This is a genomic window from Moraxella sp. K02 (assembly GCF_041154755.1).
Taxonomy (GTDB): Bacteria; Pseudomonadota; Gammaproteobacteria; order Pseudomonadales; family Moraxellaceae; genus Faucicola.
Map to the genome: position 1 here is coordinate 2391475 of NZ_AP031590.1, position 23722 is coordinate 2415196.

Consider the following 23722-nt stretch of genomic DNA (forward strand, 5'->3'; position numbering starts at 1 on the left):
TCTAATTGTAGATAAAAATGCCCTATTTGCTGTCAATGGGGTATTTTTTTATTCGGATAATAAAAAAAATAATAAGGAAACACGATGCTAACTTTGGTACTTGGGGCAAATACGCCTATCCCCCACACGCCTTGCCAAGTGGTAGTAACTAACCAAAATGCTAGTCGTTTTGGGGTTGAGATGGGCTGCGTTTGGATAGCGATGGATGCAAGTCGCCGAGCAACTACCAGCCCTGCTTATCTGCATGAAAGCAAAGATTGGGCAGCGGTGACAGTCGAGAGTGAGAAAAGCCATGTTTGGACATTAGACTTAGCCAATGTGTTTTCCCAAAATCAAACCCAGTATCTGCAACTGATCGTGTATGCTTACCAAGACACTAGTGTGATTGCCCCAGCTGTGGAAGTCAATGATCTGGGTATCAAAGTCGCTAGCGATATTGACTATGCGTTTCATACCCCAGAGCGCCATATCAAAGCCAGTATTGTACTGGAGATCTACCAGCGTAATGGGCAATATAAATGCCGAGCACTCGCGGAAACATCTAGTCAAAGTCTAGCCAGTTTTGCCGAACGTTTACAAATCAGCCTTGACGCCCGTTACCCTAATAACATGACGACAGGCAACGTTTTGCACGCCATACCAGACACTAGACGTCCTCGCCCTCAGCCAGGTGACACTTGGACTGGGACGGCTTTTGCGATTGACCCCTATCATTTACTCACTTGTGAGCATGTGGTGGACGGCGCAACGCAAATCGCACTGCGTCAACAAGGTTATCCCGACATGGAATGCCAAGTGGTGCTAGCAGATGAAGGTAGTGATACAGCGTTACTTAAAGTCAATCAGCCTTTACCAAGTTATCTGCCCGTGCGAGAACGTGGCTATGATTTGCTGGGTGAACAGATTACCACGCTTGGTTTTCCGCTAACAGGTCTTGGTAGTCAATTACAAGTCACCCAAGGCAACATCGCAGGGCTACAAGGGATTGGCAATGATATTCGTTTTATGCAGTTTACTGCGCCAATTCAGCCTGGCTCAAGTGGCAGTCCGCTCCTGCTTCCCACAGGCGAGGTCGTCGGTATGGTTACCCACACCATTGCCAATACCCAGAACATGAATTATGCAGTCAAATATCAGCTGTTATCTGCGCTTTTAACCAGTTGCGGTCTTAATGTGAGCGAGCTTACCCACGATATTAGCCAAACACCGCTATCCACACCTCAGATTACCAAACAGAGTAAATCTGCTTTGTGGTTAGTTGGTTGTGGGGTATGAAAGATTTGGCTGTGGGTCAAGAAGGTGGCTATTCATACATTCTTTTACTGCTAAATCCTTTAAACTTGACGGTTTTGATATAGTCATATTTGGTGTAGGCTTGATTGGTGTAAATGATGATTGTATCGATGGTTTGAACGCCGAAGATATTGGACGTATTAATCAACTGCCGAAAGCAGTATCGTTGACGAGTTTTTTGGCGAACATATCGGCTTGGGCGGAGATTAGAAGACGACTAGGCGGCTGGGATTGAGAAACAGCATTAACTGGAAGTAACGCGACTGATTTTTTTAATACTTTAATCTTAATCATAAAATGACTAATACCCCGCCCTTCTTTTCTAGAGGTAAGTGTCAGCTTGAATTCACCCTGCTCATTAATTTGCTTGATGGCAGGATCTAACACACGACGTTTAAACTCTGCTACCTTAGGATAGCTGTCTGCTACACCAAAATATTCTTTCCATTCAAATACGCTTATCTCGGGTGTTTTGCCCAAGTCTTTCCATTTGCTGACTAGCTCATACATTCTTTTACTGCTAAAGCCTTTAAAATTAACCGTCTTGATGTAGTCATATTTGGTGTAGGCTTGATTGGTGTGGTCAATCAAAAAGGCGAGTGGGTCAGAAAAATGCAGTAAAATATAACCTTCCTGGTCTTGGTAAGAAATACCTTGGAGCCAGTGATATTCTGCCTTTAGAATGGTGAAATTTTTGTGATTAGGCTTTAGAACACAGAGTTTCTGAGATTTATCATCACCTTGAATGTTATTATCAACATAGAGGGGGAATTTAAGTTTTCTTTTTGCTAGAGTTTTGGCTGTATCTTTTAGGGTTTTGTAGGCATAGTTATCCGTCACCTTATTAGCAGTAGCAAATTCTTTGGCACTAATTGTCACCTTATTGGTGCCTGTGGGCCGTTTGTGCATTTTATTGATAGCAAGCGTCATCAAATCATGTTCGGCTACAGATAAGTCATAGCAAGCTTCCACCAGTGTGTTTGATTTAGTTATCATGATAGAATCAGATTTTAAATAAAAAGAATTTTGCCCAGACATGGTCATACTCATAATGAATTTTACGAAATCCATTATAAAAGTGCCATTTTTGGGAGGCAAAGTGCCAAAATACCTTAAATTACACCAACTGTTAAAGATTACGAAGTAATAACAAAAATCCTTTATCTTTAAGATTCGATGAATAATTATTTTTTAAAAATCGACCAATAAAGCGTACATCACAAACCAATAAAACGTACATCTTTAGCCAATCATTTGTACATTAAAAACCAATAAATTGTACATCGCAAACAAACAAATTGTACACTTATTAAGCCTAAGAACCGCTAATATAGCGAGTTTCAGCGTGCCGATATATTTATAACTTCAATAACTTTAATAATATATGGTCTAGATATTTATTAAACAGACGCATTCTTTTTCTGGAATTCTACGAAATCAGTAATTTTCTGAACAGCAAAATCAATTTCTTCTTTCGTTGTCATTCGTCCTACAGTAATACGAAATGAACTTTCAAACTCGTCTTTATCGACGCCAATTTCCTTCATCAGTGAAGGATAATCACGATTTAAACCATTACAAGCAGAACCTAAAGAAAATGCGATATGAGGTTGCAAGTTATTGAGTAATTGTAGTGAATCTATCCCTTGTATTGACACATGCAGATTACCGGGATGACGATTAATTAAACTACCTTGGACTTTAACTTCGAACTTAGCTTGCAACTGACGTAATAAATAACTTTTTAACTCAGCAAGTTGCTGTGTTTCACTCTCTTTAACTTCTTGCAGAATTTCTACAGCTTTCGTCAATCCGACAATCAATGGTGTCGGTAATGTGCCAGAACGAAGTCCATTTTGTTGTCCTCCACCATAAATCATCGGTTCAAATTTAGAATTTTGCAAATGCTTTGAGATAAGTAAGCCAATACCCGTAGGTCCATATATTTTATGTCCTGAAATCGTTAGATAATCAATATCCAATTCATCAAAATCAATGTCACAATATCCTGCTTGTGACGCATCAACATGAATGACAATACCATTCTCGGAACAAATCTTAGCAAGTTGCTGTATTGGTTGATTTGTGCCAATCTCGCCGTTTGTCATACAAGCGGATATCCAAAGTACATTATATTCTTCAATTTTTTTATTAAGATCTTCCAAGTCAATTCGCCCCTCTTGAGTCAGCTTTAAAAAGACTAAATTGAGACCTAATTGCTGTGTAACAACCTTTAATGGAGCTAAGACGGATTTATGCTCCAAAAAACTGGTTAAAACTGTATCTGCCAACGGATTTTCGTGTCTTGCCAGTTTAATACCAGAAAAAATCGCTAGATTATTTGCTTCAGTTGCACTTGAAGTAAAAAGAACATTTTCATCTAAACAATTATAAATTTCACTTAATTTTTCAATGCATTCGTCAATGACATTCTGCCTCTCATAACCAAATATATGATTTGAATGAGGGTTTCTAGCTATGTTTTACTTAAAAGGCAATTAAACCAAGTTTCCCTTCTGTCGGCTCGATTATCTTGGCTGTGCCAATTTTGAATTAAAATAACCTTGTTAAGGTGTTGCGTTATAAATTGCCATCTTTCTTCATTGATATCACAAAAAAATCGACCCTCCTTTTTTCGTTCGCTGTCGCCATATTTAAAAGAAGCATAAAGAACGCCATTGGGTTTTAAGCAACTGAGTAAATCATTTAGAATCTTTGGCAAGTCATCAAAAGGTACATGAAGCAAAGACGCACACGCCCAAACACCTGTAAAATGACTTTGCCAGTTTTGATTAGTGATTTCATCAAAAGTTAAACATTGCCAATTAATACGCGTATCAGTTTGCTTGGCTAAATCAATCAAATTTTGACTACCATCAATGGCGGTAACAACAAAACCTTGGTTTGAGAAAAAAATGCTATCACGCCCCGAACCACAACCAACATCCAAAATAGTCTGCTTACCGCTTGGCAAATTCTCTAAAAATGGCTGATAAACATTTTGCATATCTACATTAATCGTTTGGCTAAAAAAATCTTTAGCATGGGTTTGATAGTAATCTAAGATAGTCATTAAAAAATGCTCAACCCTTGTGGCTTTGGTTGCCAGTTATGAATAAGGCGTTCCTTTGAGAAACGATAGGATTTGTCCAAAAAGTATTTACGGTCACGCTCATTGTTTCCTGTTTGCATAATAAGCGTTTCACGAAGCGGATGATGACTACCTATCAGATATTCATTACGAGTGTGCAAACGCTCTAGCAACTCAATCGTCGGTACTTGGGCAAACTTGCCACTCTCGCCACGATTGCATTCAGAACAGGATAAAACCAAATTCCAAACCCCATCGACATTAACAGGACGACAACACCCAGCGGTTGACACGTCAGGTTTTAAAATATGCGGGAAAAAGTGGTCAACATCAGCGAGTAAATCATCATCTGATGAAATACTGATTTCTTTAAAACAGTAAAAACACCGACTTTTTTGGTAGCCATTTAACGCCCCACGAGAGGTGGTAATATTGGTTCTGCGGTGCTTGGTATCATGGGTAAAAAGCTGTTTGGTTTCTTGGTCAAATTCAACGGCAATCAAGTTTTTATTAAGGTTTAATTCCCATGCCTTTTCAACCAAATTCCAACGAGATTCAGTTTCTTGGTTTAAATCTTTTGCGGAGTTGTCATACAGATAAAATAGTTTAAAAAGATTATCGGTTAAGCGAATCCCTTTGTTAAATTTGCGTTCATCAATAAAGAATTCCTTATTAACAACGTCATAAAATCGTTCTTGAATGGCTTTGGTATTTACCACATGAAAAGCGTCTAAAACATATTTGAAGCCTTCTTTCTTGGTAATTTGAATTAATTTATCTTCGTCAATTTTGCCTTCGTTATATTCTTGGCAAGCTTGGATAAATTGACTGGTTTTAAAAGTAGATTGTTTAGGACTATGTTTAAGGTGTTCGGCAAGGTGCAACGCATACGGCAACGCCAAATCATCAAGGGTAATTAAGTCGCTTTTTCTATCCAAACTGACATCGATTAAGCTTTTGGCAAGGGCAAATTTGTATGAAGCGGTATTTTTACCAAATAAGATAATGGCTCGCCAATAGTTTTCTAGCGTGGGTTCAACATCGACAAAGTTCATAATTAAGCAGCTTTTAATTCAATTTGATTCAACTTAAACTTCTCAAGCTGGGTCTTATAGATGGGATTTAAGGAATCTGAAATATCATTTGCCAAAATATTATCGATATAATCAAGTAACGGTAAACTCAAATCTAAACGAATTTTTTTATTGGATTTGACATAAAAAAATGGAAGATTTTTGACAGCATCATAATCCACAGAAAACGAACTTTCAGGAACACTACAAATGCGTAATTGGGCTATTTGAAATACGGACGAGTCCGAGCGTTTTAAGGTGATATTGAGATTTTTAGCATCTTGACTACTACTATAGAATAGGTTTAAGGCAGTTAAACAAGCCTTTTTAATGCTTCTTGCATCGTCTGAAAAACTTTCTTGGTCTAATCGCCAGTTACTAAATTTGCGAATGCTCGGTGACCCCAAAAAGTGAGCCTTAGCATCTTTCGATTTGGCATTTAAGCCATACATGAATAGGATACGTCGTAGCGAAGATTTGATTTTCGATGAATAGCTATCGTTATCCCTTTGAATATAGCCTTGTATAATGGATTTTAATGGTTCATCAATGTCGCTAAAAGCATCATGGCTGGTGATGATATTTTCTACTTCCAAACTGGTATATCCGCCAAGATTTAGACGTGAGAGAAGCTCAATTAATTTTAAATTTTTGGCTTTATGCCAAATATCCGCCTCTACCCGTCCAAAGAACGCATCACTAAACAAAATAGTATGTTCAATGTCGTCAGTTAATGTATAGCCCATCGTGATAGATGACGCTAAATGTGCCAGCATCTGTCTTAATGTTAAACGGCGTTCGTAATTGATAAGATACAGGTAGGTTAGACGAATGCTATCTATTACTTCATCGAAATGATTATAGATTGTCTGACGATTTAACGTGATGGGGTGCGTTGGATAATTCTGAGTGATTAAATCCCATGCTTTATTTTCAATGATTTTCTGAAAAATTTGCAGGGCTATTTCAATGTTATCGAGCTTGGCAATATTGATGATGTATAGATTTTTACCATCAACATCGAGTTTTAATCGTTCAAGCTCTGCTGCATCGTCTAATATATCCAAGTCTTGACTGAGAATTTCTAAAATTTTTGATAAATTGTCTTTGCCTTGAAGATTGGTGTTTTCTAAAGCATCTGTTACTGAAGTCAGCAAGGGTCCGGTATTACTAACAGTGATCCAATTTCCCTTGCTACCAAACGCTTGCGAAAGATAATGTGAGCGGGTGTCGGAACTCAGTTCACTCATATCTTTTAACACGTGCAGATTATGTTTATCTACATATTCATACTCTTTAAAAGTTTTAGCCTGATAACTGGTATCTAATTTTTGTAAGGTTTCTAAGATATCAAACGCAATCGTTGATTTACCATCGCCTGCATGACCTGTTAAAACGACAATGTTATTATTATGACCTTCAATCAATTTTCTGATGGTATCGACCACAGGAAAAGGCGTATAAATCTCGTCAAAATAAGGTGAGTTGGATTGAGACTCAGCCAAGGCATTAACACCTGACGCATTTAGATTGTGTAAGCTATTAATATAGTTAATAAAATCTTTTGCTTTATCTTGTAATAAGTTGATATCATCTACTAATGATGTATCTGTATGATTGGCCATGACTGGTTCTTCCCTTGAAAGTAGCTCGCCACCACTTTCATTTGATTGCCTATCTTCTATAGTAGATAGCGACGCTTCAATAGCTAGTGAATTGTGACTGTCATCGTAATTGTGATTTTCGTTTTGCGATATCCTCTCGTTACCACTTGTCAAATCATTCTCTTCTTCAATTACCCCGCCAAAAAATTTCACTAAATCGGCTAAATCCCCATCAAATCCTTGGTTTGTAGGTTTCAAGATCCAAGTACCATCAACTTTATCAAGCCGAAATAACAAAATAGATTGCTGTTGCTGAAATGGGTTGGTATTGATTTCAAATTTATTGATGAGATGTTGTTTATTGTACAGCTGTATATGTAAATTGGAGATTTTAGAGATGGGTTGATGACTATCAGTCGTCAAAGTTAAAAACAGATGTTGGATTTGGGAATTTAACGTATGCAAGTTAGCTCGAAAGCTGGCGAAGTTTTTTGTATGATCGACTAGCTCTAAACTGTGACAAGGACTAAGCGGCTGATTATAAAAAATCATATAATCCTCATTGCTCAGCTTCAAATCTTTGTCCAGTCCAAACAAAGCCACATCAAAATCAGCCGGTGATGATGCAGATAGCTTTATTTTGTATTCTGGGTCATCGTTATTCAGTGCCATTGTTTGCCCAGCTAGTCCATCCACAAAATTTCTCCAAAAAAAAACATGCTAATAATGATACTTATACTCTATTTAAAGCACATAAGTTAGTAGATATGAACAAATTTATATAATTTAGCCAATACATTCAAGGCAAGTTGATAAATATATTCAACATTTTAGCTATAAAGATACTGTCTAATTTTTACCAGCTGTTCCAAAACTTTCTTACGATTCGGCTCATCTTCCAAATCACTTGTTGCGAACGCTTGGCTAATCTCATTAGTCAAATTATCCGCCATTTTTACCAAGGTTTCATAATCGCTTTGTCCCGATTTAATCGCCAAGAGTTCATCACGGTTTTCACGTTTAACAATGACTTTACCAGTTTTGGCGATATCAAGGGCGGTTTGTAGCAAGCGAATGGTGTGCATCATGTTTTTGGCATCGTATTGCTTGCCATGTGAAACAGTCGTTTGGTAGCGTTCTTCGTTGCGATTATCGACCCAATCCCAATACTCGCTGTAGTCTTTGCAATATTTGCTGTATCCCATGAGATTACACGACAGATAACCCACAGGATTCATGCCTTTGGGAATACTCGATAAACTCACTTGGTTAGTAGTTTCTTTCTGCACAATGCCATGAAAATCTTGATTGCCATCATCAACATACATGGCATACATCTGCGTTGCATGGGGCATGACGGCTAGACCAATTTGGCATTGGTTTAAGTTATTTTTATCAAGCCATTGCTGTAAATCAATGCTTTTACCATCGACAAACACCACGCAAAAAGCCAATAGGCTTTTTTTGTCTTTTGCTATCGGATTGACGATTTTTTTATTTAAGCCACGGGCTTTCTTGATTTGGCTGTTTGCAAAGCCCGCAAAGGTCTTTTCACACAGTTTGCTGATAAACCATTCAGGTTCTAGGCTATCCATGATGGGGTGACGGTACAGCACCTTATCGGCAGGGGTGGCAAGCAGTTCCATCATATTGGGATTGTTTTGCAAAAGTAATTCGACAAACCGTCCAAGCTCGTAATAAACGATATCGTTGGTTTCGTTGCTGACTTGAGGGATATAGTCGCTTTGTAAACTGTAAAAGCGTTCTTTGGGCAAATAAAACACGCCTTTGATATCGGTGTCCGATGTTGGTGTATCAAGCCCGTAGGCACGAGAGCCTGAGATACATTCAAATAGGATTAAGTTTTGGGCTTTTAAATCATCAATAGTCAGAGACATAATTTACTCAATGAAATAGCTTAATTAAAAACCGTTGCTTTAAAAATGGTATCAAGTAATGCCACATCACCCTGTTTTTTATCCGGAAAACTTGGATTTTCACAACGTTGCCACAGTTTAGCCGTCAAATCCTGCAAAGACTTTGACAACTGATGCCGATAATTTTCATCTTGACTTTGCTTAACTTTAACCAAATCCAATATTTCCTGCTTCTCGCCTTCAGTCAATAACGGCAACATCAAATTAAAATCTACAGGCGGTGAGCAAGCTTGCTCAAGTGTCCAAATACTGGCTAATAACGCCCGCAACAAATAAAACCATTTTTTTAGTTTAATCGGTCTATCCAGCTCAAGCTCGCCACTGGCATTTTTTGCCATACCTTGGTAATGATAAAAAATTGCTTTCCCATCAAAAAACTCGTTTTGTACCGCTTGCATAGCTTGCAAAAACTGATTATCCGAATGATACACAATCGGCGAGTTAAGCCACTCAAAAATCACGGCATTGGATTTATGCAATAATTGCAAGGCTTTACGCACCTCCCAGCCACCAATATCAAATGGCACATCAAACAGATCATTTTCGATAAATTCAAAGGTATCTTTGCCCGCATACAGCCGTAAATACCAGTCTGGCTCATGCCGATAAATCAAACGCACGTCATAATCGCTGTCAGGAGACGCAAAGCCCCATGCCCTGCTACCACTTTCAATGGCATGAAATGGCTTGACACCTTTGTCTTGGCAGACTTGATAGATGATTGAGGTAATTGGAATATGATTGGATAGACTATTTGTCATTATGCATTTTGAGATAAATTGTTAATCTTTGCATTATGGCAAAACGCAAAGATTTACACAAATTTTGTTTGATACTAAAAAATTTCTAAATTAAATTTTAAAAACTATATTGCTTAATATTCTATTCATGAATACAATGAATTCAATAATATTTTGAATAAAATTTATAGGGGTTAATTGTGGCATTACGAACTAAACCAAAAAGAAGTACAAAACGGACTAATACAAAGGTCTCTGAATCAATGGTTAATTACGAAGTTTTATTACCAAATGACAGACCAAAATTGGTTAATTCTCTGGATGAAGTAATCGAAAATATTAAGAACTTTAGTCTTGAATTAGAATCTTATGAAGAGGGCGATGGTGACCGATATGTTGATTATGTGATGGAAAATATGTCGCATTATCGAGCTTGGTATGCTTATAAAGATGAAAAAACAGGCACTTATTTATTTGCTCCGTCTAAATATATCGGTTATCAAGATATGACTGCTAGTAAATATGTAGAAACCTACGCCTATATGGATGGAAGAAAAACGGAAAAGGTTTTGTCAGAATGGTTTGAGATGTTAGATGAAAGTGAAGAAGATTTCGATTTTTTAAATCGTAAATTACTAGCCGTGTTTTCTGCAACTGGTAAAACGATAAATGCGTTGTTTCGTATTAATGTTCTCAAACGTGAGGAGGATAATGAGTTACTGGAAAAAGATTTAGTGGAGTTGATTTATAAGGTGTTCTTGGGTCTGTCTGATGAGAGTAAGGCTCTTATCAAACAAAAAATTTCAAACAAAATTTAAAAATTTATTTAGGAGAGAATATGAAAATTTTATCTGGTGGTGATATTGCTAAAGAAGTGAAAAGGATCAATCCACAGTATATTGCTGTAGGTTATATTGGCAAAGACTGGCATAGATATATTGACATTGAGTTTGTCAAAGAAATCATTGTTAGTCCAACGATAGGTTCAAATCCTTTTGCAATCGAATCAATAGTGAAAGAAATTGGATTTGAGAACGTTTATTTTTTGGATGAGCTTCATGCCAAATTATATATTGGTTCTGATAGATATGCGTTTGGTAGTTTTAATTTATCTGCGAACGCTTTTGAGGCAGATGAAATATTAGTTGAATTTGGTTGTATCGCTAACGATGGAATTAAACAAGCTAAAAGTTTTTATGAACAATGTAAAAATAGAGCCATTAATAGGTATAGAACCGTTGAAGAAAAAGAATTAGCACTGAAAAACCTTTTTGAAAAACATAAATCTTTAAATTTCTATAAAAATAATTCAACTTTTGTAAGTGATGAGAGTTCAAATAGGGATGGTCATAATACAGATGAAAACTTTTATATTATGGTAGTAAATCAAGATGGTGAATATGATGAAGATTTACTTATAGGGCTTACGCAAAGACGACCGAAGGCGAGCGTAACTGCTCACGCAAATAATCACTGAGTAAACCCCTTTTAACCTGATATAAAGATTGTTTTAACCGTTTAGCTTGTCTGGCTAACTGCAGCCAAACCAGCATACAACAACAAATATGATTCCGCTGAATACGAGCCTTACGACACTGATTAGCTTCAATACCAGTGAGTTGTTTAAGTTCTCGGTGAAACTGCTCAATCTTCCAGCGGATGGCACACACCAATCGTGTGCCATCTGATGAATCCTGATTGGTGTCATTGGTGACAATCCAGTCCGTGCGGTTTTCATTAACCACTACTCGGAACAGTTGCACTTTGTAATCTTTAGGAAAGGCATGTATTTTAATCAGTTTGCCATTTTGTTGCTCTTGGTCAGTCCAAGTTAATTCGTTGACTGCTTTGTAAGGGTTTACTCCTTTTGAATCATCGACTTTGCGATTGGATTTTAAAGGACAATAATAGATTTTTTGTAAGTTATCAATATACAGCATAATGTCTTTGGTGGCATACCATGTATCCATGAGCACATATTTGAATTTAATTTGTTTGTGTTCAATACTGTGCTGTAGCATGTCTTTTAGATGGTCAAGTTTGCTTTTGCCATCGGTGGTTTTGTCATAAATACGGTAATCAATGAGCCAGTATTGTTCGGTCTTTGGATTGACATAGATACAGTTAACGATGCAGATGCCTTTAATAATGCGATGGGCGTTGCCACTGTATTGGCGATTAACCAATTCGATTTTGTGACTATGATTTTTATCGAGTATGCTGTCATCAAAGATAAGATAGCCATCGTCGTCTAATACGATGTCGTCTTTGACTTTTTCCCATACGAGCTTGGGTTTTAGTTTGTCATGACGTAGGTATCGATTGATGCGGTCATGACTAATTGATTCAGGATGATGTTCTGCGTAGTTGGTAAGGGTGTAATTGGTTTGGCTTACCAGTAAATATTGACAGTAGTCTAGGCGGGTGATAGCTTTTTTCTTCATCTCTTTATGCTATAGTGAAAACTGAATTATATCGAACAGGGTCGTTCGTGGTAGGCCTGTCGAACCATAACGACCGTTACCCTTAGACAAGCTCAGGGCAAACGGTGCTTACTATAATTTAGGATTGACTATACTATATTTTTATCCGCTTTCGCAAAATTTTATGCTTTTTGCGTAAGTCCTAACTTAAAGATAATAATCCGCAGTATAGAGACATCGAAGATTTAGAAGCAGCATTTGATAATTATCAATCAATTGTACTTGATAAGGAAATCTATGATGGGAAAGTCAAATTAAATTCTTGGGTGCTACAAGTAGATAAGAGAAAAAAGGCTGAAACGCCTTATTCATGGTTATTTATAAATAGTATCGCTAAAGGTGTCAATGAAGATGACGATATTATGATTATTCAGGATGACTTAACAGAAATTCCAACTAAAAAACCATTCAAAATTGACACTGCGATTATGATGGAAAAAATAAAGAAACTACTAGATATGCCCAAATATCAGCCTTTATTCTATGACATATCAAATGATAAAAAACTTTCAGAGCAGTTTGATTTTGACCTAGCAATAAAATTATCAAAAGAATTCAAAAAAGATTTATCAGGGCTGTAGTTAAAAACTCTAGATTTCTAACACTTTTTAACATGAACAAGATGAGATATATATTCTCATCTTGTTTAAACCTAATATTCATCCTGTCAACACGAGAAAAAAATGAATCATTTCACCATTACTGACATTGAGTGGAAAGAATTCCCCATGCACCCTGAAAAATTTGATGGCTATCAATTAAGTCTCAAATGTAAGGTGGTCTTTGAAGAGCCAATTGAGAGAAATGAAGAATGTGGCTATGGCGATGATAAGTTTTGTTTTACTTTAATTGCCTTAGATTATGAAGGATTTGCCATTTTAGAAGTGGAATTTTGGGATTACAGCTTACCCCCTGTGGGCAAGAAAAGCCGCGTCATATCAAAACGCTTTAGCTGTGAACAAGAAGAATACGATCTTGTCCATAGCTGGGTACTTAAATAAATGATTCGTCATTGTCATAGTGACTACAGGATTATCAATCATGGACAACTTAATGACTAACTATTACCCAAAGACTGACCTACCTGTGACTGCCATCTTATACCAACAAGATAGTAATTTTAACGGCGTTGAAGCACATTTTGCTTTTTTTACTGTAAATGCCCACTTTGATAGCGAAAAATTACTAGATTTTAAACAACAAGTCGGTGCTGAATTATTAGTTGGTATCGTAACTAATAAAGATGATATGAGTGACGACAGTGTAAAGGTCGCTGACAAAATTATGTGGTGTGAACCTGATGATGTTGATATTTTGGTGGCGACAATCAACCATGTAACTAGCAATGAGAACTTTATAATTATTGATAAAAATGATTTTTTGATTTGTTTTGAAAATACTAATACCGCAAGATTTATTTCTTATCGCACTACCAATGATAATTTTAATGATTTATCTAGGTATGCTAATAAATTTCAGGTTGTAGCAGATTTATCACCAAAATATGAAGCACTTATTATGCATATTAGTGCAGCTGATAACTTTGACTTTGGTAACCAAGAAAAGATTAGTAAAGCGATGGAAACATTTATCGCAGAGCAAAGCAGTATTTTTTATGGTATTTCATTTACGGGTAGAGATAATCGCTGTGATATTGCGACATTCGCTTTTTGGTATGACAATAACGGACCAAAGCTGTCGTCAAAAAAATCACAAAACCAATTACCATTATGCAAAGAGCAATGGGATGTGAGCTTGCTCTCGCTACTAGCCAGTAAACCATCTGCATTTGATAATAATGCCATTTACTTATTCATGGGGTACCAATACCCAAAACAGGCAACTTATTTAAATCTTACTAAAGCGCCACATCTATTAATGGCGGGCCGCTCAAAAGAGACGATTACTAAAATGTTGCACACCTTAATGGTGAGTATCTTAATGCAATATAACCCTGAGCAAGTTAGGCTTATGCTCATTGATAGTGAAAAACCCGTGTTTACGGATTATCAAAACTTACCCCATCTGATAGCCCCAATTAATGATAGGAAAAATGCCGCTCAAAATTTGGCTTGGTGTCAGTTAGAAATGGAACGTCGTTATCAATTAATGAGTCTAACCAAAACAAGAAACTTGGTGGACTTCAATCAAAAGATGGAAGAAACTAACGAACTTAGCAAATTAATAGCTCGTTACCGAGTGGTTGATAATCCCATTATTGATTTTGAGCAGATTTCAGCCCTATTTCAACCCTTACCAAGAATTGTGGTCATCGTCAGTGAGTTAAAAGAGCTGATACTAGATGGTACATTATCGAATGAAAAAATGATAATCAACATTGCGCAGAAAGCCTGTGCAGCGGGAATTCATTTGATTTTATCGACTAATTATCCTTCTGTGGATGTGATTACAGAATTAATAAGAGCCAATATCCCAACTCGGCTAAGCTTTGAAGTCAATACTAAATCTGATTCACAAACCATTTTAGATAGTTCGGGTGCAGAACTGCTAACCAGTGAGGATATGCTATTTTTACCTTCTGGTAGCGATGAATCAAAATATCTACAACCTATTTTTGCAACACAAACTGAAATTAATCAAGCTTGTGAAAAATGGCAACTCGATGAAAGGCAAAATTATGTGGTGACTCAGTCGCAGGAAATTAATGAACTGATTGAATCGTATATGCAGGAAATACCCATGCGGTTTTATGACCCATCTCAACCAGATCCACTATATGATAAAGTGGTAAGGTTTATCCGAGAAGGTGGTAAGGTTTCAGCATCGAGTATTCAGCGCAAATTTAGTATCGGCTATAACCGTGCTGCTCGGTTAATCGATAGAATGGAAGCGGAAGGCATTGTAAGTAATATGGATAAAAGTGGCAGAAGGGTGATATTGCAAATGCTTACAAATTTTGAAAGAAAAAATTGAGACAGTGATTGTTTATAAAATTTTTAATTTCCGTATTACGGCAAAACCCAAACATTTAAACAAACTTTGTTTGCTATCAAACAAATTCAAAACTTAGATTAACTTAAATTATTATTAAATTCATTTAAAACCCTGATTTCACGGTCGGGGTCAGTTTAAAAATTTGTAAAAAAAGCGTGGTCACAAAATGGTCACGTTTTGGTCACGGTCTAAAATTTTTCAAAAAATTGATTAGTTAAATTAACGAAGCATTTTTAGTAAAAAAAGGGGAACAAAGCTTGAAAGCCTTGATGCAGGCGGATTTATAGACAATAAAAAAGCCTAACTGTTAAGTTAGGCTTTCTTGAATTTGGAGCGGGAAACGAGATTCGAACTCGCGACCCCGACCTTGGCAAGGTCGTGCTCTACCAACTGAGCTATTCCCGCATTAGGTGGTCAACTAGCAATTTTGAATGTTTGTTGCGTCGTTGTGGATGCGTATTATAAGGATTTTTGACACTGCGTCAAGCATTTTTGCAAAAAAAATTTAAAAAAATACGTTTTTTTTAAATTTAACTGTTTTTACTGGGTTTTATTGAGAAATAGCTTTTTTAAATGTCTATTCTCGTATGACCTTTTCCCTTTCTAACCATAATTATTAGTTTGTTTTATCACACTCTGAAACACACCATGTATCTATCGTTACGCAATTACTGCAAATCTCAGCAGATTGTTTTTTAGCGACTTCGCTATAATGCGTTTAAACTTCCTATTTCTCTTGGTCCTTTTTGCTGTATTTGGAGATAACGATAAGATGAAAATTTCACAAAAACTCATGATGTCAAGTTTGGCGGCATCGGTCATTGCGGTAGGTGCCACCGGTTGCTCGACTACCACTGATACGGGTGCAATTGGCGTTGACCGCAATCAGCTGTTGGTGGTATCTAACCAGCAGGTGCAACAACTTTCAAATCAAGCTTTTCAACAAGAAATTGCCGCTGCCCGTGCCAAAGGTCTGCTTGATACCAATCCGGCTCAGTTGGCACGTTTGAAGAAAATTTCTCAACGTTTGATTGCACAGACAGGTGCCTATCGCAGCGATGCAAGACAATGGGCTTGGGAAGTGCATGTCATTAAGAGTAATGAGCTCAATGCGCACGTACTACCAGGTGGTAAAATTGTCTTCTACTCAGGTATTATCGATCGCTTGAATCTAACCGATGCTGAGATTGCTGCGATTATGGGTCATGAGATGGCGCACGCATTGCGTGAGCATACCCGTGAGCGTCTATCGCGTCAGGTGGCGACCCAAACAGGGATTGGTATTGCCGCGAGCGTCTTAGGTTTATCTCAAGGTCAGGCACAATTAGCAGGCTTAGCTGGGGATTTGGGTATTTCCCGTCCCAATAGCCGTACCCAAGAAACGGAAGCTGATTTGATGGGGCTAGAGTTGATGGCACGGGCAGGTTACGACCCTAATGCAGCAATTAGCCTATGGCGTAAAATGCAGAGTGCGGGCGGTCGCGGTGAGCCACCTCAGTTTTTAAGTACTCACCCGGTGAGCTCGACACGTATTGCCACCATTCAATCATTATTGCCACGTGTGATGCCATTGTACCAACAAAGCCGTTACCGTTAATTTTAACTTTGTATTTTATAAGCCAATATTCGGTTGATATTGGCTTTTTTAGTGAGCAAATTTAGTAATCAAAATAAGGGATTGATTAAAAAATTGCTGATCCCTAATAATCCATTGCCCATCAATCTACCCAACAATTTACCTACCCATCAATTTATCTAGCCAGCCTAACAAGTTGTCAAAAAAACCGATGGATTGAAGTTTTTTAACTATCTCAACAGCACAGCGGCATCGTCAGTGGCATAATAAGCGTTTGGTCACAGTTATAGGGTAAATTCATGAATCAGCTTGATATTAATTTGCTAGTCTTGTTCGTCATTTTGGGCTGCGGTATTTTTGTGCACAACCCCACGATTTGGGTCAGTGCGACTGCGCTGATTATCATCAAATTTTTACCCCACAACCAACCTATCTTTTCTTATATTCAGCAATATGGACTCAACTTGGGTATTTTGCTGCTCACCATTGCCGTCATTGCGCCTATCGCCTCCGAACAAGTCAGTAGCAAAGCCTTGATGACCTCTTTTGCCAGTTGGCGCTCATTATTGGCCATCGCCGTGGGATTGCTGGTGACTTGGCTGGGCGCAAGAGGAGTGAATTTAATGAAAGTTGACCCCAACGTGGTCACGGGTTTGATGATTGGCACAGTGGCAGGGGTGGTATTGTTTCGCGGGGTGGCGGTGGGTCCGTTAATTGCCGCAGGGATTTTATCCTTGCTATATTGGTCTAAGTGAATCATAGAAGCTAGTGAGCCATCAAACATAGAGAAAATTTGAGAGCGATTGACACAAGATTATTTTTGCCAGTCGAGCCAATTTGATAGATTAGGCTACCTTAAAACTATGCTAAAATGGTTAAAATGCGGTAAGTGGTGACCAGTTAGGTTTGTCATTGGCTACCCATTTTTGATGCATAAAATTAGTGAACCGAGGACGACATGAGTCAACTTGCTACCCCGATTGCCGATGCCGTGACGGCGCGTTTGCAAACGTTACAACCCAGTGTCTATCAGCTAGAAAACGAGTCAATGCGCCATGCTGGCTATTTTGAAGGCAAAGAAACCCATTTTAAACTGACCATTGTCAGTGAGGCATTTGCAGGCAAACGCTTGGTACAGCGTCATCAGTTGGTGTATGGACTTATCCATGCGTTACTGTCACAAGGCGGTGGGCAAATTCACGCGTTTTCAATTCATGCTTATACACAAGCAGAATGGCAAGCGATTGGGCAATCTCCCGAAAGTCCCAATTGCGCGGGACAAAACGCAGGGTAACAAGATAAAAGTAACATGATAAAAAAGAGTGTCAACATAAGCTAAAACCACAGACCTCTTGAGTTAATTTACGCTATATTATGATAAAAAAGGTTGATGTATGAAACACGCACATATGCTGATGGCATTGATTTTAATTGCCTTATTCTTGTGGCAAGCCGTGTTGGTATTTACCGCACCAAAAGGACAAGGCTTGCCAAGATCTGCCAAAATCGGCGCACACGTGATGTATGCCTTGGTGATTTTAACAGGCGCGGTGACGGCGATGCCTTTGTTTGGCGCAGGTATAGTACCGCATTGGTTGATTGCCAAGATGGTGTTACTCATTGTTGCCATATCAGCGACTGTCAAAGCCACGCGGCAGACGACTACGCCCAATCAAGCCAAAATAGGTATGTTGATTGCTTTTATTGCCTATTTGGGTATTTTGACGCTAGCGTTTGTTAAACCGCTCAACCTATTTTGAGGATGCAGCAGTGAACATAAGGGAGTAGGATGATGAAAAAATTAGCTATTTCAATACTTTTAGCGACTGCCACTACGGCAGGTTTGACAGGGTGTATGACCACGCCTACCCCTGAATACGTATCCGCCAACAATTACCAAAGCTATGACTGTGTTGCGCTTGCCAATGAATACACACGCGTCAATCAATACATTGATGCCAATGCCAACCAGCGCACCGGTTTGCAAGCTTCAGGCATTGGGATTGGCGTATCGGGCAATCGCCATGGTATTTATCCTACCGTGAGTGTCGGTTTAGGCTCAATCAATGGCGGCAACCGTCATAATCTATCGATTGCTATGGGACAACGTGATGCCATGCTACAAGCCGCTCGGTTGAAACAATGCCCCTTTGCTACCGGCATCAAACTCTATAGCGAAAAATAATTTATCCCATTTTACCAGTTGACACCCAAACCCATCTTTCATAGTGAGATGGGTTTTTTTATGGTCAGCCAAATCATCGGCTAGGTTAGCGCTAGTAAGTGTCATTGAGTATTTATGGAATATTTATTGAATATTTTTTTAGCCTAAAGATAATTTTTATTTCGATAAAGATTGTCTCGTTTTAGATTGACAAGTTCATAATTTATTGATTAATATGTCACATATTGATGGTTAAACACGGTAAAAATTTTAAAAAAATGCATTAAAACAAGTGTTATAACAATACTTTAAGTCAAGGAATACTTGGGTATTAATCAGTGGGTAAAATTTTTTACTCAGGTAAGCACGAGGTTTTCCCTAGCTTTCGTCAATACCTTTAGTAAACACCCCAAAAAAACGATAAAAAAACACGATAAAAAGACACGATAGTAAGGATGCTACCATGACCAAAGACGTGCTAACCCTGCCACGCATCGTAATGGGTGCGAAATCTGCCAATGCCCCACTCACCCAAAGTTATGATAAAGGCCCTGTCACACCACTGATAGAATTGACCATTGGTGATTTTTTCGATCAGATGGTGGAACAAAATCCCGATAAAGACGCCTTAATTTCTGCTCATCAAAACATTCGTCTCACCTACCGCGAGCTACAGCGTAAAGTCAATCAGTTAGCCAGCAGCATGATTCGTATGGGTCTGCAAAAAGGCGACCGCGTGGGTATTTGGTCACACAACAACGTTGAATGGGTCATCATGCAATTGGCGACAGCCAAAGCCGGTATCATACTGGTCAACATCAACCCCGCGTATCGTATCTTTGAGCTTGAATACGCCATCAACAAAGTCGACTGCCAAGTGCTGGTATTGATGCGTCACTTCAGATCTAGCGACTATGCGGTGATGCTTCAAGAGCTTGCCCCTGAAGCGCGTCACCAAAGTTACCACAATTTAGAGCTCGTGCAATTACCCAATCTCAAACGGGTCATCTGGATTGATAGCCCAAAGTCCACTGAGGATTTTAGCTATATGCAAAAATTCTCAGCGTGGATTGCCGAAGGCGATGCCGATGATCCGGCAGTGGCGGAACGTGCCAAAAAGCTCAACCCCAATAACCCGATCAATATCCAATTTACCAGTGGTACCACAGGCACGCCCAAAGGCGCGACGCTTACCCACCGCAATATTTTAAACAACGGTTATTTCATCGGTGAAGCCATGAACCTCACTGCCGATGACCGTTTGTGTATCCCTGTCCCGCTCTACCACTGCTTTGGCATGGTACTGGGCAATCTTGCCATCTTGACCCACGGTGGCACGATTGTGTATCCCAATGATGGCTTTGACCCCATCACTGTACTTGAAACCGTGCAAAAAGAACAATGTACAGGTCTGCATGGGGTACCGACCATGTTTATTGCCGAGCTTGACCACCCAGATTTTGCCAATTATGACTTATCGACTTTGCGTACTGGCATCATGGCAGGCTCAAGTTGTCCGATTGAGGTCATGCGCCGCGTGATTGACCAAATGCACATGAAAGAAGTCACCATTGCCTATGGCATGACCGAAACATCGCCGGTATCTTGTCAAACCAACCAGCACACGCCACTTGAAAAACAAGTCTCAACCGTAGGTCTGGTACAGCCAAACCTAGAAGTCAAAATCGTCAACCCAGAGACAGGCGAAACGCTTGGCATCGGTGAGACAGGTGAGCTGTGTACCAAAGGTTACTCAATCATGCTCGGCTATTGGAATGACACCAATAAAACGGCGGAAGCCATTGTCGATGGCTGGATGTATACCGGTGACTTGGCAACCATGGACGAAGAAGGCTATGTCAAAATCGTCGGGCGTAGTAAAGACATGGTGATTCGCGGTGGTGAAAACATTTACCCTGTTGAAATCGAAAACTACCTATATCGCCACCCAAAAATCCGTGACGTCCAAATCGTGGGCGTACCTGACAAGAAATTTGGTGAAGTCTTGGCGGCTTGGATTGTGCCGAAGAAAGACTGTAACTTAACCGAGGAAGAAATTCGCGAATTCTGCCGCGACCATATCGCCCACTACAAAATCCCAACCTATATGAAGTTTGTCGACGAGTTCCCAATGACCGTCACGGGTAAAATTCAAAAATTCAAAATCGTGGAAGCGATGAAACAAGAATTGGGACTCTAAATTTTCAACTTCAGCAAAAACTTAACATAAATACAGGGGGCATCTGATAGCAATTTAGCTGCACCCTTTGACAGAATTAGGATTTACAATGACGGTTATCCAAAGTAAATTAAGCCCAAATGGTGCGGAATTTCAAGCCAATGCCGCTGCCATGCAAACTATCGTTGATGACCTCAAAGCCAAACTTGCGGTCATTGCTCAGGGTGGTTCAGCGTCTGCCCGCGCCAAACATGTGGCTCGGGGTAAGCTATTGCCGCGTGAGCGCGTCGAGCGCTTGCTAGATGCCGGTACGCCATTTTTGGAAGTCTCACCGATGGCAGCGTATGGCATGTATGATGCCGATATCCCTGCCGCAGGTGTGATTGCTGGCATTGGTCGCGTCGCTGGTATTGACTGTATGATTGTGTGTAACGATGCCACCGTCAAAGGCGGGACTTACTACCCGATGACGGTCAAAAAACATTTACGGGCGCAAGAAATCGCGCGAGAAAACCGCTTGCCATGTATCTATTTGGTCGACTCTGGCGGCGCGAACTTACCCAACCAAGATGAAGTATTCCCAGATAAAGACCACTTTGGTCGTATTTTTTTTAACCAAGCCAACATGAGCGCCGAAGGCATTCCCCAAATCGCCGTCGTCATGGGTAGCTGTACCGCGGGTGGTGCCTATGTACCCGCCATGAGTGACGAGTCGATTATCGTCAAAGATCAAGGGACGATCTTTTTGGGTGGACCGCCGCTGGTCAAAGCTGCCACAGGTGAAGAAGTGACCGCCGAAGACTTAGGCGGTGGCGATGTGCATACCCGTCTATCAGGCGTGGTTGACCACCTTGCCCAAAACGATTTGCACGCGTTATCACTTGCGCGCAACATCATCGGCAATTTAAACCAACAAAAAATGCCTATCCACCACGCTACCGCGCAAAAAACCCCGCGTCCACCCAAATACGACGCCAAAGAATTGTACGGCATCATCCCAACTGAGACCCGTAAGCCCTTTGATATCCGTGAAATCATTGCACGTATCGTCGATGGCAGTGAATTTGATGAGTTTAAAGCCCGTTTTGGCACGACGCTGGTGTGTGGTTTTGCGCATATTGAAGGTATGCCAGTGGGTATTATCGCGAACAACGGTATTTTATTTAGCGAATCAGCGCAAAAAGCCACCCATTTTATCGAGCTATGCTGCAAACGTAAAATTCCGCTCGTGTTTCTGCAAAATATCACAGGCTTTATGGTGGGGCGCAAATACGAAAATGAAGGGATTGCCCGTCATGGTGCCAAAATGGTCATGGCAGTTGCCAATGCCAAAGTGCCGAAGTTTACCGTGATTGTCGGCGGCTCATTCGGTGCAGGTAACTACGGTATGTGTGGTCGTGCGTACAGTCCACGTTTCTTGTGGATGTGGCCAAATGCGCGTATCTCGGTGATGGGTGGCGAGCAAGCCGCGTCGGTATTAGCAACGGTCAAACGCAGCCAATACCATGCTAAAGGTGAGAACTGGTCAAGCGAGGACGAAGAAGCGTTCAAAGCGCCAGTACGTCAGCAATTTGACGAGCAAGGTCATCCCTATTATGCCTCGGCTAGACTGTGGGATGATGGCGTGATTGACCCAGCCGATACCCGGCGAGTATTGGCACTCGGCTTAAGTGCCGCCTACAACGCACCGATTGAAGACACCACCTTTGGTGTATTTAGAATGTAATTTTCAGCGTGTAAAATCGGAAGTCTTGGTTGTTTGTTCTATCACCATTGAGCAAGCATCAAAAACGCTTCAACTTTACCTAACAATAAAAAAGGAAGAACACGATGAAATTACCGACTTATGATAGCTTACTGTTAGACATTGACCAGCATGTGGCGACTATTACCCTCAATCGCCCCGACAAACGCAATGCCTTTAATGACGATGTCATTCAAGAACTAACCGATGTGTTTCAATTTTGCGCTGAGCAAGACGAAGTGCGTGCGGTGGTATTGACTGCCAATGGCAAAGCTTTCTGTGCCGGGGCAGACCTAAACTGGATGCGCGCGATGGCGGATTATAGCCACGATGAGAACTTGGCAGACGCTGGCAAGCTTGCGCAAATGCTAGCGACCATCTACCACTGTCCAAAACCGACTGTCGCTGCCATTCAAGGCGATGTATATGCCGGTGGTATGGGTCTGGTTGCAGCTTGTGATATCGCCATTAGCGTCAAAAATGCCAATTTTTGCTTAAGTGAAGTCAAACTTGGCTTGATTCCTGCGACCATTAGCCCGTATGTGATTCGTGCGATGGGTGCACGTGCGGCGCATCGCTACTTCTTAACCGCTGAAATATTTGATGCCAAAGAAGCCAAAAAAATCGGTTTTATCCATGAGCGGGTGGATGAAGAAGAGTTTAAACAAACCCTTGATAATTTGGTCAAACACTTGGTTAACGCCAGCCCAAATGCTGTCAAGGTGTGTAAAAAACTGGTGGAGGATGTGGCGTATACCGAGATTAATGAGCAGTTAATCAAAGATACTGTTGCAGGCATTGCCGATATTCGTGCATCCGCCGAGGGTAAAGAAGGGGTACAGTCATTTTTGCAAAAACGTAAACCAAGCTGGCTTGAATGACT

At 39.9% G+C, this 23722-nt stretch carries 22 protein-coding genes and 1 tRNA gene; 14 read left to right on the top strand and 9 right to left on the bottom strand.

The features are described from left to right. Positions 1-84 precede the first annotated feature (84 nt). Complete coding sequence (locus tag ACAM39_RS10845) at positions 85-1275, top strand: S1 family peptidase (RefSeq protein WP_369627680.1); 1191 nt, start codon at positions 85-87, stop codon at positions 1273-1275. A 162-nt stretch (positions 1276-1437) separates the two neighbouring features. Here the strand turns inward: ACAM39_RS10845 and ACAM39_RS10850 are convergent, their stop codons facing one another. The 7 genes from ACAM39_RS10850 to ACAM39_RS10880 all read right to left on the bottom strand — a co-directional run bounded on the left by ACAM39_RS10850 (position 1438) and on the right by ACAM39_RS10880 (position 9759). Continuing rightward, entirely contained in the window at positions 1438-2331 is an 894-nt protein-coding gene (locus ACAM39_RS10850) for a RepB family plasmid replication initiator protein (RefSeq protein ID WP_369627681.1), read from the bottom strand. 362 nt (positions 2332-2693) lie between these two features. Then, positions 2694-3773, bottom strand: a complete 1080-nt coding sequence (locus ACAM39_RS10855; RefSeq protein ID WP_369628611.1) for a cysteine desulfurase family protein — start codon at positions 3771-3773, stop codon at positions 2694-2696. Then, positions 3770-4366, bottom strand: coding sequence for a class I SAM-dependent methyltransferase (locus ACAM39_RS10860; protein ID WP_369627682.1), 597 nt, complete (start codon positions 4364-4366; stop codon positions 3770-3772). The genes ACAM39_RS10855 and ACAM39_RS10860 overlap by 4 nt, the downstream gene beginning before the upstream one ends. Continuing rightward, complete coding sequence (locus ACAM39_RS10865) at positions 4366-5439, bottom strand: HNH endonuclease family protein (protein WP_369627683.1); 1074 nt, start codon at positions 5437-5439, stop codon at positions 4366-4368. The genes ACAM39_RS10860 and ACAM39_RS10865 overlap by 1 nt, the downstream gene beginning before the upstream one ends. A gap of 2 nt (positions 5440-5441) precedes the next feature. Continuing rightward, positions 5442-7757, bottom strand: coding sequence for a TerD family protein (locus ACAM39_RS10870; RefSeq protein ID WP_369627684.1), 2316 nt, complete (start codon positions 7755-7757; stop codon positions 5442-5444). A 134-nt stretch (positions 7758-7891) separates the two neighbouring features. Continuing rightward, positions 7892-8959, bottom strand: a complete 1068-nt coding sequence (locus ACAM39_RS10875) for a DNA polymerase beta superfamily protein (protein WP_369627685.1) — start codon at positions 8957-8959, stop codon at positions 7892-7894. Positions 8960-8979: 20 nt separating this feature from the next. Then, positions 8980-9759: a nucleotidyltransferase domain-containing protein gene (locus tag ACAM39_RS10880; RefSeq protein WP_369627686.1), complete on the bottom strand. Its 780-nt coding sequence runs from the start codon at positions 9757-9759 to the stop codon at positions 8980-8982. A 179-nt stretch (positions 9760-9938) separates the two neighbouring features. Between ACAM39_RS10880 and ACAM39_RS10885 the strand changes: the two genes are divergently transcribed. Beyond that, positions 9939-10556 carry a hypothetical protein gene (locus tag ACAM39_RS10885; RefSeq protein ID WP_369627687.1) on the top strand — a complete coding sequence of 206 codons (618 nt, stop codon included), beginning with the start codon at positions 9939-9941 and terminating at the stop codon, positions 10554-10556. 20 nt (positions 10557-10576) lie between these two features. After that, positions 10577-11215 carry a phospholipase D-like domain-containing protein gene (locus ACAM39_RS10890; RefSeq protein ID WP_369627688.1) on the top strand — a complete coding sequence of 213 codons (639 nt, stop codon included), beginning with the start codon at positions 10577-10579 and terminating at the stop codon, positions 11213-11215. Here the strand turns inward: ACAM39_RS10890 and ACAM39_RS10895 are convergent. Next, positions 11163-12182, bottom strand: coding sequence for an IS701 family transposase (locus ACAM39_RS10895; RefSeq protein ID WP_282841997.1), 1020 nt, complete (start codon positions 12180-12182; stop codon positions 11163-11165). The two genes, ACAM39_RS10890 and ACAM39_RS10895, sit on opposite strands and share 53 nt — an antisense overlap. Positions 12183-12487: 305 nt before the next feature. On the opposite strand from ACAM39_RS10895, the gene ACAM39_RS10900 reads away from it, so the two are divergent. The 3 genes from ACAM39_RS10900 (at position 12488) to ACAM39_RS10910 (ending at position 15155) form a co-directional block, all read left to right on the top strand. Continuing rightward, the gene (locus ACAM39_RS10900) at positions 12488-12802 is read left to right on the top strand and encodes a hypothetical protein (RefSeq protein WP_369627689.1); all 315 of its coding nucleotides are present in this window, start codon (positions 12488-12490) and stop codon (positions 12800-12802) included. Between the two features lie 102 nt (positions 12803-12904). Beyond that, positions 12905-13222 (top strand): hypothetical protein, encoded by a 318-nt coding sequence (locus ACAM39_RS10905; RefSeq protein ID WP_369627690.1) that lies wholly within the window; start codon positions 12905-12907, stop codon positions 13220-13222. Between the two features lie 40 nt (positions 13223-13262). After that, entirely contained in the window at positions 13263-15155 is a 1893-nt protein-coding gene (locus ACAM39_RS10910) for an FtsK/SpoIIIE domain-containing protein (protein ID WP_369627691.1), read from the top strand. Between the two features lie 350 nt (positions 15156-15505). On the opposite strand, the gene ACAM39_RS10915 is transcribed toward ACAM39_RS10910, so the two are convergent. Continuing rightward, positions 15506-15581, bottom strand: a tRNA-Gly gene (locus tag ACAM39_RS10915). A gap of 367 nt (positions 15582-15948) precedes the next feature. Between ACAM39_RS10915 and ACAM39_RS10920 the strand changes: the two genes are divergently transcribed. The 8 genes from ACAM39_RS10920 (at position 15949) to ACAM39_RS10955 (ending at position 23720) form a co-directional block, all read left to right on the top strand. Then, positions 15949-16773, top strand: coding sequence for a M48 family metallopeptidase (locus ACAM39_RS10920; protein ID WP_472828212.1), 825 nt, complete (start codon positions 15949-15951; stop codon positions 16771-16773). 278 nt (positions 16774-17051) lie between these two features. Further along, a complete protein-coding gene (locus ACAM39_RS10925) occupies positions 17052-17507 on the top strand; it encodes a DUF441 domain-containing protein (protein WP_060996159.1) in 456 nt (151 codons plus the stop codon). Positions 17508-17710: 203 nt separating this feature from the next. Further along, complete coding sequence (locus ACAM39_RS10930; RefSeq protein WP_369627692.1) at positions 17711-18046, top strand: BolA family protein; 336 nt, start codon at positions 17711-17713, stop codon at positions 18044-18046. Positions 18047-18146: 100 nt separating this feature from the next. Continuing rightward, positions 18147-18512, top strand: a complete 366-nt coding sequence (locus ACAM39_RS10935) for a SirB2 family protein (protein WP_369627693.1) — start codon at positions 18147-18149, stop codon at positions 18510-18512. A 32-nt stretch (positions 18513-18544) separates the two neighbouring features. Beyond that, positions 18545-18937, top strand: coding sequence for a hypothetical protein (locus ACAM39_RS10940; RefSeq protein ID WP_036589715.1), 393 nt, complete (start codon positions 18545-18547; stop codon positions 18935-18937). A 442-nt stretch (positions 18938-19379) separates the two neighbouring features. Beyond that, positions 19380-21116 (top strand): AMP-binding protein, encoded by a 1737-nt coding sequence (locus ACAM39_RS10945; protein ID WP_369627694.1) that lies wholly within the window; start codon positions 19380-19382, stop codon positions 21114-21116. A gap of 88 nt (positions 21117-21204) precedes the next feature. Next, complete coding sequence (locus ACAM39_RS10950; RefSeq protein WP_369627695.1) at positions 21205-22821, top strand: carboxyl transferase domain-containing protein; 1617 nt, start codon at positions 21205-21207, stop codon at positions 22819-22821. 104 nt (positions 22822-22925) lie between these two features. Next, positions 22926-23720 carry an enoyl-CoA hydratase/isomerase family protein gene (locus ACAM39_RS10955; RefSeq protein WP_369627696.1) on the top strand — a complete coding sequence of 265 codons (795 nt, stop codon included), beginning with the start codon at positions 22926-22928 and terminating at the stop codon, positions 23718-23720. Positions 23721-23722: the final 2 nt, after the last annotated feature.

Bases quoted from the DNA above. Each gene is read 5' to 3' on its own strand.
- ACAM39_RS10845 (WP_369627680.1), top strand. From the start codon at position 85: ATGCTAACTTTGGTACTTGGGGCAAATACGCCTATCCCCCACACGCCT.
- ACAM39_RS10850 (WP_369627681.1), bottom strand. From the start codon at position 2,331: ATGTCTGGGCAAAATTCTTTTTATTTAAAATCTGATTCTATCATGATA.
- ACAM39_RS10860 (WP_369627682.1), bottom strand. From the start codon at position 4,366: ATGACTATCTTAGATTACTATCAAACCCATGCTAAAGATTTTTTTAGC.
- ACAM39_RS10865 (WP_369627683.1), bottom strand. From the start codon at position 5,439: ATGAACTTTGTCGATGTTGAACCCACGCTAGAAAACTATTGGCGAGCC.
- ACAM39_RS10875 (WP_369627685.1), bottom strand. From the start codon at position 8,959: ATGTCTCTGACTATTGATGATTTAAAAGCCCAAAACTTAATCCTATTT.
- ACAM39_RS10880 (WP_369627686.1), bottom strand. From the start codon at position 9,759: ATGACAAATAGTCTATCCAATCATATTCCAATTACCTCAATCATCTAT.
- ACAM39_RS10890 (WP_369627688.1), top strand. From the start codon at position 10,577: ATGAAAATTTTATCTGGTGGTGATATTGCTAAAGAAGTGAAAAGGATC.
- ACAM39_RS10895 (WP_282841997.1), bottom strand. From the start codon at position 12,182: ATGAAGAAAAAAGCTATCACCCGCCTAGACTACTGTCAATATTTACTG.
- ACAM39_RS10905 (WP_369627690.1), top strand. From the start codon at position 12,905: ATGAATCATTTCACCATTACTGACATTGAGTGGAAAGAATTCCCCATG.
- ACAM39_RS10910 (WP_369627691.1), top strand. From the start codon at position 13,263: ATGGACAACTTAATGACTAACTATTACCCAAAGACTGACCTACCTGTG.
- ACAM39_RS10920 (WP_472828212.1), top strand. From the start codon at position 15,949: ATGAAAATTTCACAAAAACTCATGATGTCAAGTTTGGCGGCATCGGTC.
- ACAM39_RS10925 (WP_060996159.1), top strand. From the start codon at position 17,052: ATGAATCAGCTTGATATTAATTTGCTAGTCTTGTTCGTCATTTTGGGC.
- ACAM39_RS10930 (WP_369627692.1), top strand. From the start codon at position 17,711: ATGAGTCAACTTGCTACCCCGATTGCCGATGCCGTGACGGCGCGTTTG.
- ACAM39_RS10935 (WP_369627693.1), top strand. From the start codon at position 18,147: ATGAAACACGCACATATGCTGATGGCATTGATTTTAATTGCCTTATTC.
- ACAM39_RS10940 (WP_036589715.1), top strand. From the start codon at position 18,545: ATGAAAAAATTAGCTATTTCAATACTTTTAGCGACTGCCACTACGGCA.
- ACAM39_RS10945 (WP_369627694.1), top strand. From the start codon at position 19,380: ATGACCAAAGACGTGCTAACCCTGCCACGCATCGTAATGGGTGCGAAA.
- ACAM39_RS10950 (WP_369627695.1), top strand. From the start codon at position 21,205: ATGACGGTTATCCAAAGTAAATTAAGCCCAAATGGTGCGGAATTTCAA.
- ACAM39_RS10955 (WP_369627696.1), top strand. From the start codon at position 22,926: ATGAAATTACCGACTTATGATAGCTTACTGTTAGACATTGACCAGCAT.